This window comes from Glaciecola petra, from assembly GCF_031846345.1.
GTDB classification, from domain to species: Bacteria; Pseudomonadota; Gammaproteobacteria; order Enterobacterales; family Alteromonadaceae; genus Glaciecola; species Glaciecola petra.
Window position 1 is genome coordinate 88,044 of record NZ_JAVRHX010000002.1, and the last position, 14,053, is coordinate 102,096.

Consider the following 14,053-nt stretch of genomic DNA (forward strand, 5'->3'; position numbering starts at 1 on the left):
AAGAGGACAAATTATGAGTCAAGGTAAGGTCGTCCAAATAATTGGCGCTGTTGTGGATATCGAGTTTCCACAATCATCAGTTCCAAGAGTGTATGACGCACTACAAGTGACCGAAGGTGACTTAACGGGCTTAACCCTGGAAGTACAACAACAATTGGGTGGCGGTGTCGTTCGTTCAATTGCAATGGGTACAACCGATGGTTTACGTCGTAATTTAAGCGTTAAAAACACAGGGGCTGCTATTCAAGTGCCTGTGGGTACAGCCACACTTGGCCGTATCATGGACGTGTTAGGTAACCCTATCGACGAAGCCGGCCCTATTGGTGAAGAAGAACGTATGTCTATTCACCGTGAAGCACCAAGTTATGAAGATCAATCTAGCTCAATTGAACTACTAGAAACGGGTATCAAGGTTATCGACCTGGTATGTCCTTTCGCTAAAGGTGGTAAAGTTGGCTTGTTTGGTGGTGCCGGTGTTGGTAAAACTGTAAACATGATGGAATTGATTCGTAACATCGCAATCGAGCACAGCGGATACTCAGTATTTGCCGGTGTTGGTGAGCGTACTCGTGAGGGTAACGATTTTTATCACGAAATGAACGAATCAAACGTACTAGATAAAGTATCATTGGTTTACGGTCAAATGAACGAGCCACCTGGAAACCGTTTACGTGTTGCACTAACGGGCTTAACAATGGCTGAAAAATTCCGTGATGAAGGACGTGATGTACTTTTCTTCGTAGATAACATCTATCGTTATACCCTAGCTGGTACAGAAGTATCTGCACTACTTGGTCGTATGCCGTCAGCGGTTGGTTATCAGCCAACCTTAGCGGAAGAAATGGGTGTACTACAAGAACGTATTACTTCAACTAAGACAGGTTCGATTACCTCAATCCAAGCGGTATACGTACCAGCGGATGATTTGACCGATCCATCACCAGCTACGACTTTTGCTCACTTGGATGCAACGGTTGTATTGTCTCGTGATATCGCTTCATTAGGTATTTATCCTGCGGTTGACCCACTTGATTCTACATCTCGTCAGCTAGACCCACTAGTTATTGGTCAAGAGCATTATGACGTAGCACGTGGTGTTCAGTCTGTATTACAGCGATATAAAGAGCTTAAAGATATCATTGCGATATTAGGTATGGACGAGTTATCTGAAGAAGACAAGCAAGTAGTATCACGTGCTCGTAAAATTCAGCGTTTCTTGTCACAACCTTTCTTCGTAGCAGAAGTCTTTACCGGTTCTCCGGGTAAATATGTTTCACTTAAAGACACCATCAGTGGCTTCAAGGGCATATTAGACGGTGAATACGATAGTCTTCCAGAACAAGCTTTTTATATGGTTGGTTCAATAGACGAAGCCTTAGAGAAATCTAAGTAGTAAAAAGGGGACCAATCATGGCTATGACGACACACTTGGACGTAGTAAGTGCTGAAACTGAGATCTTCTCAGGTCGCGTTGAAACTATCCAAGTAACCGGTAGTGAAGGTGAATTAGGAATACATCCTGGTCATGCGCCTTTGATTACTACTTTGCAGCCTGGCATGGTTAGAGTAGTTAAACAGCATGGTGAAGAAGAACTCATTTATGTTGCTGGCGGTATTTTAGAAGTACAGCCTCATTCTGTTTCTGTTCTAGCTGACACGGCTGTTCGTGCTGAAGATCTTGATGAGTCGGCAGCTGAAGAAGCCAGAAAGCATGCAGAAGAAAGAATCGCTCAAGGTGGTGCTGACTTCAATTATGCTGAAGCGGCAATTGAACTAGCTGAGGCAATTGCACAGCTGCGTTTAATACAAAAAATAAAGAAATAAGTATCAAAAAAGGGGGCAGTGTAAATTACTCTATTAGAGTCTTTTACACTGCCCCCTTTTTTTATTCACGTCAGACAATAATTCAACGCTGTATATTTCACCTCAAATATTTTAATCTACAGACGATTAAGCATTAAAACATTCTCTTAAGGAGAAATCATATGTCTGCCAATAACGAAATAGAATTCCGCTTTTTAGCCGAGCCAACAGATGTTAATTTTGGCGGCAAAGTGCATGGCGGTATGGTCATGAAATGGATTGACCAGGCCTCCTATGCTTGCGCTGCTCAATGGAGTAAACGTTATTGTGTAACGGTATCCGCAAACGCAATTCGGTTTATCAGGCCAATATTGGTAGGGCAAATGGTAAGTGTAGATGCGCGTATTGTGCATACTGGCAACACCAGCATGCACATATATGTAGTTGTGCGAGCCGGTGACCCTAAACAAGATAATATTACGGTTACTAACCGTTGTTTTATAAGTTTCATGGCAATGGATGAAGCAGGTTATCCTGTAGAAGTTCCTCATTATGAACCTGTGAGTGATGAAGATAAAAAATTAGAAAAAGTAGCTATTCATGCCAAGGACTTTGCCAAAAAATTAGACAAAGACTTTGAGCAAACTTTAGGCTGGAAATAGCCCTGTTAAGGCTTTCTCTTATGCAAAGTTCAGGTTAAGCTACATAAGGTGATAATTAATAACAAAAAGAGAGTTATATGCAGTTTACTAAAGATCTCGCAGAAGAACTTAACCTCATTCTTAAGTTTCCTGACAAAAGCCTGATGCAAGGGATTAAGATACATGGCGATGCAGAGCCTGAAATAATAGCTGCAGCTCAACGACTTTTTGACAAAGGCGTCATTTCACAAGCAGACGGTGGGTATCTTACCGATCTCGGTCATGACTTAGCAGGGCATGCACAAGTTATTTTTTCAGCACTAACACATACTTAGCCCATTTAAAGTCAGACTGAGCGTACGATTTACTAGTCTAAAGTTTATGTATATAAGAACGATATATATATATTCTTAAATCTAAAACAGGTTAAGGCAGACAGACGTTTTATTACATTATAAGAACGTTTGTCCTATAATTTAACTGTTAACACTCTGCAGAGTATTTACTTGTTGACCCAAGGTGGTATATGCACGGTTCTGTCGGCCATTCTATTTATACTAAATCAGTTGTTGATTTAGTTAATATTATCCATAGCAAATCACCTCAGAAGGATTCCCTTTTTGAACAAGCGGAGCAATTTTTTCTACACTATCAAGAAGATAAAGCGCAATTAAGAAATTTAAAAACAGAATTTGAAAAGGCGGAATCAAGCTTCAATACGGCGACTAAAAAAACAACTGAACTACTTCGTAAGAAATTTAACCGTGCCAAACAAGCTTATAGAGAAGAAAAGACCCGACAACAAGATTTAAGACTAAAACGCCTCGGGCAGGTACTTGAAGTTTGCGCAAAATTAATCAGACTCTCAGAAGGCAGTGATTGGGATAAGACCCAAGTCAATAGTGCTAAAATGTTGGGCACTCTGCAAATGGTATGCCCTACAGAGGGCGTGAGAGTAAGAGAAGAAAAACAGAGATTTAAACCTGCTTATAAAGCAGTAATTTCAATGCGTTTACTTGATAAACTCTTGGCTGACAAACAGGTCAATTTACAATACTTACAAGCGCGTTATGTCGAGGCAGAACGTTATAGTGCTGAAGGTGAAGGGCTCACTAGTTTTCATGAAGAAATAGCTATTCCGATCATTATTGCAGCAATTTTCCAAGATGTCGGCCTTCTTCATCCTGAAGCACAGAGGATATTAAAGGGAGAAGATGGTCAACGAGATGAATTTGCGTTACTAGAAAAAGTAGCAAGAGTAACACTTCTAAAAGTGAACCATAAACATACCCTAGAATATATAGTACATGGCTTAGGTGTAGAACTTTATGTCGGCGATTCCAAAGAAGCGAGAACCGAATTTAATTTAAAACAAGAACAAAGAATGAAGTTACTTCAAGCCCTTTTAATGGGTGCATTGCAACCTAAATTAGGTTTAGGCAATTTGATCAAAGTCCCGCAAATTTACACTTCTTTTATATTTTCTTCAAAACCTAAACAGAGTTTAGCTGATTTACCAAAAGCAGGCTTAGTCATTGCGAACGCCGCTAAACAATCAGCCATTAGCAAAGTTGCTGCAGATAGTTTGTTGGCCATTGTTGGACATTTCCCACAAGGTTTCGGAATTACATATGTACCATTAGAAGTAGATGGATCGTTCTCCGATAGTTATGAATTTGCTATTGTGACCGGACTCAACCCCTCTGATCCTTTCGAACCTATCTGTAGAGTAGCAACACGTAATCTGACTTTTATCGGGAATGGGCAAGTTAAAATAATCGATGTAGACAGTAATTTGTATTTCCCTGAGCCTAAAAAAATGCTCGAGAAAATCGATCCTGAGCGCTTAAAGCTTATTTTGAAGAAATTGGTTTCAAATTTTGAAGAACGTAAAGATTTAGACTTAATACCCAGTCACTGGGATCCTTATGGGTTTTTCGAATACAAAGATTTACAAAATTTGTGGAAAAAAACCTAGATCCTATACAATAACCCTTTGTTGTTTGGAACACGCAGCTAATGTGGATTTATTTAACCCGTCACGCAGAAACACATGGCAATATTAATCGTATTGTACAAACACCCGATACCCCTTTAACAGCACATGGGATACAGCAAGCTGACGCATTAGCATTAGCTTATAGTCAATTACCTATCGAGCAAATTGTCTGCAGTGACTATGCGCGCACTTTATCAACAGCAACACCTTTGCACAAACTTACACAATGCAAGTTAATGCTGGAGCCTTTGCTACGTGAAAGAAACTTCGGCGATTTACGAGGACAGCACTACGATCAAATAAAAGCCGATTTTTTTGCACAAGACTATCATCCTCCGAATGGAGAGTCTTATCCTCAATTTGTTGAACGGGTCAAATTAGCATGGCAAACCATTATTGATTTAACCGATCATACGTCAAATGCAGAAGCAAACAGCGGTATAATGGTTATGACTCATGGCTTAGTAATACGCTGTATATTAACTGAGATAATCAAAATAAGTCCTGACATCTTATTAAGTACTGATATTCAAAACACCAGTGTCTGTAGGATAAATAGTCAAGAATATACTGATATGCCGTTACTTTGTGATGTTTCACATCTGAGTGCTATTCAAGTTCAACCGTTTACAAAATATGCAAAGCCGGGTGCTGTTTAATAAATCTGAAGGGCTCGACCACCATCTTGTGTTGATATTGGATTTAGGACGGAAATTAGGTGACAATTAACTGGCTCAATAAATATTATCTAGTCAGTAAAAGGATTGAACAAGAAAGTGACGGATTCTACACAAGAAAAACCAAAACCGATTTTGCAAGCCTTGCAATATCATCAGCATATTTGTGAATGGCTTGAAGTTAATGAACCCAAAGTTTGGCACTGGTTTTCTGATTTAGATACTTTAGAGAAAAGCATTGAAAATACGCGTAATTCACTTTTAAAAGAAACCTATCGATTAACACCAGAGTCCCATTCAAACGTGTATGAGCTTTGCCAATTAGCGATGCAAAGGTTGGGTATTGACGCTCCTGTGACAATATATCAAGCTAATGATGGTGCTATGAACGCCGCGCTTTATTATATCCCTGGTGAGATTCATATTGTATTGTTTGGGGCACTCATAGATAAGCTTGAAAAATTAGAGCTTTTAGCCTTGTTGGGTCACGAATTAGCTCATTTTTTGCTTTGGTCTATGGATGAAGGTCGGTACTTAATTGCACATCAAGTGCTAGAGGATTCTGTTGCTCAAGCGCCACACAACAATGCCCTGTATGAAACCGCTCGATTATTTAGCCTCCATACCGAAATTTTTGCTGATAGAGGCGCAGTAGTCGCTACCCAAGATTATCGATATTCTATCGCCGTGCTAGTGAAAGTAATGACAGGCCTGTCTAGCGTAGCCCCTGACGCGTTTTTATCTCAAGCTAAAGAGCTAGATGAAAAAGGCAATATTTCCGATGCTAAAAGCCATCCCGAGTCTTACTTACGTGCCTTGTTTGTTGATAAATGGCAGTCTATTCAAACTATCGAGATGCCGACAGATTCAGCTGTAAAGCTAACAAATGAGGGCCAGGCGATAGCTACAAACGCAGAACAATTAGACGCCTGGATACTCTCAAAGTTAAAAGGTAAATTGAGTATTCATAGCTTAGATTTGCTTGATCAACAGCAGTTAAGTAGAGACACTTCAGGGTTTTTTAGGTACTTCTTGAATGAGACAGAGTTTGAAACCGAAGAAGTTAAGAATCAACTTTCGATGTATTTTTCAGATTGGGATGTGCATCAAGATGTACTCAATATAGATACGCTAAAAGAGCGTGATTTTGACGACAGTATCTTAGACTATTTTATTGCACTAATTTTTGATCTAGCCTTTGCTGATCGTGAGCAAAGCGACGAAATACTGACCAAGGGCGCTGATGTTGCAGCAAAATTAGATGTTTTAGACATGTACAAGAATAAATTAAAAAGTGTATTAAAAATTCCAAAGAGAAAGGCCGACAAACTTTGCTCACTAGCAATAAATCTGCAAATAGACGCTAAACATAAGGCGGCACAATAATGTCGGAGCATAAACCAAGCCTTGAAGAAGCCTTAGATAAATTTGATGGGGCTTTGCCCGACAACGATTTAGTGCATATGTTTGCCCCTTTGATGCGTGAAATCGCTCATCTGCATAATCAGCACTTAGTCGCTAAAGTGCATCCGCGTAATATTTTTGAACATCAAGATGGCAGTTTATATTTAATCAATCCTGACGGGTTTTCAATGCAAACTAACCCGCGCGCGTTGACTAAAGTGCAGGCTAAAAACGATTCTGCATTAAAAGTACTTGGTAATTTGAGTGTGACATCAGGCCATGAATTTGGCGCAGAAATCGAAGACTTAGATGTAAAACGCGATACAGACATAGACAAAATTGAAAAACCTATTTATCTCACCGGTTATTTGTCTTGGGAAAATAAACTCGCTCACCATGATGAATTAACCGATATATTCAACCTAGGTTTGATCATGGCTGCTGCAGCATGCAATCTCGATTTAAACGATAACAATGATTTATCAACTTTTTCCCAAAATCGTTCTAATTTGTATCGTTTAAACCCTCGATTACACCCTGCAATAGCCAATATGATAGAGGGAATGACAGCACTCAATCGTCATGATCGCGAATCGGATATCACAGCTTTAGCATTACGCTTAGAAAATTACCGCGACCAACAAGGGCGTTTTAATTCAGAGCAACTAATCGAAAATATCAAAGAAATCCCTTCGCGTCGTGAAGCAATACTCGCAAATTTACGCGACCGCTTATTTGATTTATCAAAACGTAATCGGCTTATACACTTTAAAGCGAGTCAAGCCAGTGTCAATTTAACAGTTGCTAGCGTACCTTTGGTGATGCGTTTAGAGTCTATACGAAAGGAGCAATTATGCACCTGGCAGAAGAAGTTCTCGCAAAGTATATTAAGTGGAAAGCCACAATCGTTAGGCACGTGGTTGCGTTTTGAAGATCAACCATATTTACCTACTGCTATTAACCGACTCATACAGCAATCGAGAAAAGATAAAGCTGAGTATGGTTTTAGCAGCTTGCGATTAGTGGTTGGTTTTTTACATTGGTACAATTTAAAAGAAGCGCCAAAAGACAAAATATCGTCTCCATTATTATGGTTAAGTGTCGACGTTAAAAAGAAAAAAGGTGTACGAGATCATTATATGATCGACTGTCAAGATACCATTGCCGAATTCAATCCCGCACTTCGTCATTATTTAAAACAGTTATACGATATAAATTTGCCAGAATCAGTCGATTTGGCAGAAACTTCACTTACACAAATACACACTGAAATTGCCGCTCAAATTGCCCAAACAGAACCTGATGTAAACTTAGATTTGGTAGAACAACCCTCGATTCGACTCATACACCAGAAAGCCGTAAAACGACTGCGTGCATTTGAAAAACGCAGAGGTAAACGCTCCCCAAGTGTTTCTTCTTTAGCTAATTTTAGTTACGACGCCGAAAATTATCTGCCGTTAGGCCGTGCTATTTTTGAAAAACATATTGTGGTGCAAGCATTACCTCAGCGTTCTGCTCTGGGTGAAGCTACACAATCAAGACCTGATTTTATGACGGGTTCTGAAGTAGGCGCAGACACCTATGTTTTAGACAAAAATGATACAAGCCAATATGCTTGGGAAATTGATTTGGCAGAAGTTACATTAGCAAACTTTAACTACAAAAAAATGTCATTGGTGAGAGACTATTCCGCTTTAATCGACAATTCAGATTCGCTAACATCCCTCGATAGACTTTTTTCAATTGAAGCAAAAGAACAAGAGCCATCTCTGCCTCCAGCGCTGCCCATTTCTAATCAGTGGAATGTTGTGCCATCAGATATGACACAAGACCAAGCGGTAGCCCTGGCTCGACAAGGCGAGAGTTTTATCATTCAAGGGCCACCTGGTACCGGAAAGTCACAAACTATTACCAACTTAATTGCTGATTTTGCAGCGCAAAATAAACGGGTATTGTTTGTGTGTGAAAAACGCGCTGCATTAGATGTTGTATTTAATCGCTTAAAACAAGCTGGGCTTGAAAAACTAGCCTGTATTATTCATGACATTCAAGAAGATAAAAAACCCTTTATTCATGATTTAAAAGCAGTATACGAAACTTGGTTTGAGCAACACTCAAACCTTGAATTAAATCAAGCTAAGCGTGAAAGAAGCATACAAGCATTCACTGAGAATTTTGCTCAAATAGAAGCATTAGACAGGCTTCTTAATCAGAGTAATAACAACGAAGCTGTATCCATTAGTAGTCTAATTCGGCAGCATATGAGCCTACCCAGTTTAGATAGCGAATATTCTGCGGTAATACGTGAGTTACTGCCAAGTATGTCACATTGGCAAACACATAAGCCTTTGGCTCAACGCATCGCGCAAAGTGTTAAACAACAATTTGGCTATAAGGCTTTAGCCGGCTCGATTTATAGCAAATTAAACGAAACTTTAGTTACCCAAGATAATGCTTTTAGAGCAATCAGCGAACGCATTCAAAAGGCTGAAAAACTCAGTGATGAGCTGGGCGATTACATGTTCGATTCCATTGATGCCATTAGCGAAAGCTCAAAGAGTGACGACGAACCTGAAGTAAATATTAGCCTTGATAAAATCTGCGCATTAACATCGCTTTGCGAAAAGGCGGTAGAGTTTAATCTACATAATTTACTTTCTTTGTTTAATAGTCATTCCTCAGAAGCAAGTAAATTGGCCATGGGCATGAAAGAACTGGCGCAGCTTCAAGAAGTGGTTGATCTGAAACAACAAGCTGCCGCTCATTGGAAAGTAGCTTTTTCAGCTGAAGATACTAATAATGCGCTGGTTTTAGCAAATGAAAAAGAGAGCTCAATATTCCGTTTGTTTAGTAGTGATTGGCGCGCGCTTAAAAAAACGGTGTTGTCACAGTATGATTTTTCCGCCCATGCTGTAAAACCAAGTATTAGTAGTGTATTGGTTAAGCTAGACGAATTGTATCGCGCTAAAAAAGAGTATGAAAAGGCCGAAAAATCTCTGCAACAAAGTCTGCAAACAAAATCGCTTGAGGCGCTCTCAGAGCTGAAGGAATACTGTGAAATTGAACGTTTGCGGGATCCAATGTTAGATGCCTTGTTAAATCATAACGAAGGTAGCCTGTTAATACAATCAATTGCAAAAGCTACGTCACTTACAAATGACTTCAGTAGTATTTTGTATGAGTTATTGAGCGAAGACAGTTTTATAAAGGTTGGTCAAACAATAAAAGAATCTGACTTTTTTGAGCTGCAAGAATTGATTAGAGATATGCGTGAATCACTTGACGATTTACCCGGATTGTTACCGCTTTTATTATCTACTTTTGATATTGAAAACAGAACGGGTTTTGTGCTGCGTCATATCAATGCGAGTGTTGAGCAAATGCAGGCGCTTATAGTTGACGAGACCCTTCAAAAAGCGTTTTTTGCTCGCCCCGAGTTGAGCAATTTCGATTTACCTACTTTAGCTAATTATGTAATGAGATCTGCGAAGGCAAGAGAAATCGCTTTAGAACAAAATGCAGAAAATATTGTGAGTCAACGGCACGATTTGTTTAATCAGCATGTACGACATTCAACCTTATCGGTGTCGCAGCTTAATGAAAAAGAACGTAACTTCAAGAAGCTCTATAATACCGGCCGCCGTGAAGTTGAACATGAGTTTGGTAAATCGATGCGTTATCGCTCAATTCGTGACATGGCAAGTGATGAAACTGGTGCTGTGGTTAGTGACCTGAAACCAATTTGGTTAATGAGCCCTTTGTCAGTATCAGATACCCTACCCTTAGAGCCAGATTTATTTGATGTGGTGATATTTGATGAAGCTAGTCAAATTCCAGTAGAAGATGGTATTCCTGCACTTTGTCGTGCGCCTCAACTTATTGTAGTGGGTGACGAAATGCAATTGCCGCCGACGAGTTTCTTTTCGTCGGGCGTAGATGACGACGACATGGAAATTGAAGTACAAGAAGACGGTGAAGTGCTGAGTGTGCTTCTCGACGCTGACAGTCTTTTATCTCAAGCGGCCCGACATCTACCTGCAACGCTGCTGGCCTGGCATTATCGAAGCCGCTCAGAAGCACTGATCAGTTTTTCTAATGCGGCGTTTTACGATGGACGGTTAGTTACTATTCCAGATCAAGTCAGCCTAGCTGCTACTAATGCAGAAGCAACCCAAACAAACGAGCAAGAGCGGGTTTCACGTTTACTATGCAAGCCCATTAGTTATCACTATATTAAAGAAGGACTGTATCTTAAGCGCTCTAATCAAGCAGAAGCGGATGTAATTGCTAACATGGTGCGGGACTTATTAATTGGTGAAGAAAACCAGAGCATTGGGATTGTTGCATTTTCTGAAGCACAACAAAGTTGTATTGAAGATGCACTCGATAAATTAGCAGATGACGATCCTCAATTTGCGGGATTGTTGGAAGAAGAATATCAGCGTGAAGACGAAGAACAGTTTAATGGTTTATTTGTCAAAAACTTAGAAAATGTTCAAGGAGATGAGCGCGATATTATTATCTTAAGTATTTGCTATGCACCTGGACCAAACGGCAAAATGTTAATGAATTTTGGGCCCATAAATCAACGTGGTGGTGAAAAGCGTTTGAACGTTATTTTCAGTCGTGCACGCAAGCACATGGCCGTTGTTTCTAGCATAAAATCGTCTGCAATCACTAATACGCATAATGACGGCGCATTTGCTTTACGCACCTTCCTAGCCTTCGCAGAGGCGCTAGAGCAAAAAGATTTAGCAGCAAGTCGTGTGGCATTATCGAGTGTCAATCCCAATGTATTAAATGTGTTTTCAGCAAAACCTCCTCAAGACGCACTTAGAGCGAGTATTGTTGATGCACTCAGTGCTCGTGGCCATAAGCTTGAAACCTATGTAGGTAGCGCGAGTTTTCGATGCGATATAGCCATTGTTGATGAAAAAACCGGAGAATATAAATTAGGTATTTTGCTAGATTCAAGGTCTGCAGAAAGTAAACAAAATGATGGAAACGTTCTTGCTAATGCGAGTATTTGTTTTGAGCGTTACGTGTTTAAACCGAGTATTTTGCGCGCTTTTGGTTGGCGAGTGGTAGATATAATGTCGAGCGCATGGCATCAGTCGCCTGAACAAGTGATAGCTTATATTGAGCATACAATGCTGCGACAAACTCAAGAGATTAATTCTGAGATAAGTGAGGAGGCCTTATTTGAAACTATTGCTATGCCAGAGTTTGTTACCCCGCTGGTAAACAAAGAAGCGGATACCAAATTAGATCAAAACCAAAACAAGCAAACTGACGACATTATTGTATATGAATGTTTCGTATTTAAAGAAGGTAAATCCGATAAATTTTGGCATATTGCACAGCAGGGTCGCGATTTACTCTTACATTATGGTCGCACCGGTACAAAAGGCCAAAAAGTAACGAAGTCTTACGATTCTGACAAAAAGGCAGAGCAACAACGCAAGCGTCTAATTCGTGAAAAAGTGCGTAAAGGCTATGAGCAACAATAGCGCATGAAAATTGTTTTAGTTCGGGATAATAATGCTATGACTATCGCCATTGTTTCGAGTAATAGTTGCACGTGCAGCTGTTCCAGAATTTTGACCTTCTTCCACGGTCTGGCTACTCCATGGGCCTGAAGAATATTCATTTTGCTCATTTAAAACGCCAGTATTCATCATATTTAGGGGGTCAGTGTTTATACGTTTAATATCTTTCCACAAATATACGCCTTTGGCATTAAGGGTCTGATATGTATACTCATGCTCGCCAATTTGTCCTTTGGTAGGGTTCGCTACCTCACCCAAAACTGTGATTAATCGACCCCTTGCGTATAAGTTTGGGTCAACATACAAGGGTACGATCGCTTTAAACCTGCCAATACTGATATCACTTGTTTGCGGCTTGCCTGTTTCGCGGCTTGGAAAAAGTACGATTTCTATTTCAGATATGTCACCGTTATTACGCACAGTCGCAATTTTACCGGCCCATCTTGCTTGGGTGCCTAGCGTTTCGTTGTCTTTATCAAGTGTTGCTTCGGCGAAGGTGGTTAAATTAGTAAAGGGGTCGACTTTGATTGCATTGGGAGCACCCGTGCACCCGGTTAATACAACCGCGATAGTAATCAAAAGTGACTTAAAAACCTTAGATATAATTTCCATGGGACTACCTTCACTAAGTTGTCTATTTCCATTTTTCCTTCTCAAATACTATAAACCCTCACCATGATTTAATCAAAGTAAGGGCTTAAACTGAGCATTAAAATTGTATATTGTTAGTGAGCTAACTCGCCAATTGTACTTGGTTGCGGCCACCATCTTTGGCTGCATATAAAGCCTTGTCGGCTCTTTCGATAATTTCGCTCAGTTCTTCTTTTTGCTTTTTCATTGCAACACCAAACGAGGCAGTAACAGGCGGTATTTTTGCTCCGCTCTTTTTATTATTGAATGGCACGGCCGCTAATTTCTCTCTTATATTCTCGGCAACTTCTTGGCCTTTTTCTAGACTACATTTTGGACATAACATAGCAAATTCTTCACCACCAAAGCGCACTGGCGTAATTGATTCTGGGCATTCCGATTTTAAAAGCTTACCAACAAACTTTAAAATTTGGTCACCTAATAAGTGACCATGTGTATCGTTGAACAACTTGAACTTATCTATATCCATCATGATTAAGGTCAGATCATCCTCTGATTCCTCTTCCATAAACTGTTTGTATATTGCTTCAAATACTCTGCGATTATACAACCCAGTTAAAGGATCCGTATTAGCATCACGTCGACTTGCTTCAAGTTCTTCACGCAACGCATTAATTTCGGATTGTGCGGCCGATAACTGCCCTTGAAATTGGTCATTTGCATCACAAATTGCGCTAGCATTTGCATTCAAATTATTGAGTACAGGTGCAACATCGGCGCCTAAGTCATGAGACTCTAGTGCGTCAATGTTTTCTTTCAACGCCGCAGAAAAGCCGTTGGTTTGTTTGGCTGTTTGATCAATAGAATCTGACAAGTTATTAACCATAGTCGAAAACGCTTTTTGAAAAGCTTCTAATTGCTCTTCGTCTTCGTTATCTAGTTGGCTAATATGCTGGATAAATAAATTTTCACCCACTTTAGCAGGGCAGGTGCCATATCTTTCTATGGCTTGATCGAGTTCTTTATTTAGTTCAGGAAACGCATCCGAGAAATAGCTGTACCAAAGCGTATAGTTTAACGGGTTGGGCACTATACTATGTTTCACCATTGTCGGAATGGCTTGCCGAAGATAGTTTGCAGCTTGATCAGAGTCTTCAGAAAACTTCATGTAATCTCACTTTTTGTAATTAAAAGCTAATACTTTTTGTATAAAAATTAGGCTGTTGCAAGTGTCAACATCTTGATTGCAGCGAGCAACTTTAATACCCATTGTTAAAATATCGGCCGATTTTCCAGATCTTTGATCTTAAATTACTTTTTTGTTTGCAATAAAACACACGGTGTCAGTTCGTATTGGCTGATACTTTCAATACATGAGACATATTAAAC

Annotated in this window: 10 protein-coding genes; 8 read left to right on the plus strand and 2 right to left on the minus strand. The window is 39.9% G+C overall.

Annotated features, from left to right (window positions below):
* The first annotated feature begins 13 nt into the window (after positions 1-13).
* The 8 genes from atpD to RM552_RS08440 all read left to right on the plus strand — a co-directional run bounded on the left by atpD (position 14) and on the right by RM552_RS08440 (position 12,034).
* The gene (gene atpD, locus RM552_RS08405) at positions 14-1,393 is read left to right on the plus strand and encodes a F0F1 ATP synthase subunit beta (protein ID WP_311368377.1); all 1,380 of its coding nucleotides are present in this window, start codon (positions 14-16) and stop codon (positions 1,391-1,393) included.
* A gap of 17 nt (positions 1,394-1,410) precedes the next feature.
* Positions 1,411-1,824, plus strand: a complete 414-nt coding sequence (locus RM552_RS08410; RefSeq protein WP_311368378.1) for a F0F1 ATP synthase subunit epsilon — start codon at positions 1,411-1,413, stop codon at positions 1,822-1,824.
* A gap of 161 nt (positions 1,825-1,985) precedes the next feature.
* Complete coding sequence (locus RM552_RS08415) at positions 1,986-2,465, plus strand: acyl-CoA thioesterase (RefSeq protein ID WP_311368379.1); 480 nt, start codon at positions 1,986-1,988, stop codon at positions 2,463-2,465.
* A 77-nt stretch (positions 2,466-2,542) separates the two neighbouring features.
* Positions 2,543-2,779, plus strand: coding sequence for a TIGR02647 family protein (locus RM552_RS08420; protein WP_311368380.1), 237 nt, complete (start codon positions 2,543-2,545; stop codon positions 2,777-2,779).
* Positions 2,780-2,970: 191 nt separating this feature from the next.
* On the plus strand, positions 2,971-4,422 hold the full coding sequence (locus tag RM552_RS08425; protein ID WP_311368381.1) for a hypothetical protein: 1,452 nt from the start codon (positions 2,971-2,973) through the stop codon (positions 4,420-4,422).
* A gap of 41 nt (positions 4,423-4,463) precedes the next feature.
* Positions 4,464-5,102 (plus strand): histidine phosphatase family protein, encoded by a 639-nt coding sequence (locus RM552_RS08430; RefSeq protein ID WP_311368382.1) that lies wholly within the window; start codon positions 4,464-4,466, stop codon positions 5,100-5,102.
* Between the two features lie 117 nt (positions 5,103-5,219).
* Positions 5,220-6,506, plus strand: coding sequence for a M48 family metalloprotease (locus RM552_RS08435; protein WP_311368383.1), 1,287 nt, complete (start codon positions 5,220-5,222; stop codon positions 6,504-6,506).
* Complete coding sequence (locus tag RM552_RS08440) at positions 6,506-12,034, plus strand: AAA domain-containing protein (protein ID WP_311368384.1); 5,529 nt, start codon at positions 6,506-6,508, stop codon at positions 12,032-12,034. Before RM552_RS08435 ends, RM552_RS08440 begins: the two co-directional genes overlap by 1 nt.
* A 15-nt stretch (positions 12,035-12,049) precedes the next feature.
* Here RM552_RS08440 and RM552_RS08445 read toward each other — a convergent pair whose 3' ends face one another.
* Entirely contained in the window at positions 12,050-12,685 is a 636-nt protein-coding gene (locus RM552_RS08445; RefSeq protein WP_311368385.1) for a Slp family lipoprotein, read from the minus strand.
* 121 nt (positions 12,686-12,806) lie between these two features.
* Positions 12,807-13,832, minus strand: coding sequence for a GGDEF domain-containing protein (locus tag RM552_RS08450; RefSeq protein ID WP_311368386.1), 1,026 nt, complete (start codon positions 13,830-13,832; stop codon positions 12,807-12,809).
* Between the last annotated feature and the right edge of the window lie 221 nt (positions 13,833-14,053).

Coding starts and splice junctions, on each gene's coding strand:
- RM552_RS08430 (WP_311368382.1), top strand. CDS start 4,464: ATGTGGATTTATTTAACCCGTCACGCAGAAACACATGGCAATATTAAT.
- RM552_RS08415 (WP_311368379.1), top strand. CDS start 1,986: ATGTCTGCCAATAACGAAATAGAATTCCGCTTTTTAGCCGAGCCAACA.
- RM552_RS08445 (WP_311368385.1), bottom strand. CDS start 12,685: ATGGAAATTATATCTAAGGTTTTTAAGTCACTTTTGATTACTATCGCG.
- RM552_RS08410 (WP_311368378.1), top strand. CDS start 1,411: ATGGCTATGACGACACACTTGGACGTAGTAAGTGCTGAAACTGAGATC.
- RM552_RS08450 (WP_311368386.1), bottom strand. CDS start 13,832: ATGAAGTTTTCTGAAGACTCTGATCAAGCTGCAAACTATCTTCGGCAA.
- atpD (WP_311368377.1), top strand. CDS start 14: ATGAGTCAAGGTAAGGTCGTCCAAATAATTGGCGCTGTTGTGGATATC.
- RM552_RS08440 (WP_311368384.1), top strand. CDS start 6,506: ATGTCGGAGCATAAACCAAGCCTTGAAGAAGCCTTAGATAAATTTGAT.
- RM552_RS08425 (WP_311368381.1), top strand. CDS start 2,971: ATGCACGGTTCTGTCGGCCATTCTATTTATACTAAATCAGTTGTTGAT.
- RM552_RS08420 (WP_311368380.1), top strand. CDS start 2,543: ATGCAGTTTACTAAAGATCTCGCAGAAGAACTTAACCTCATTCTTAAG.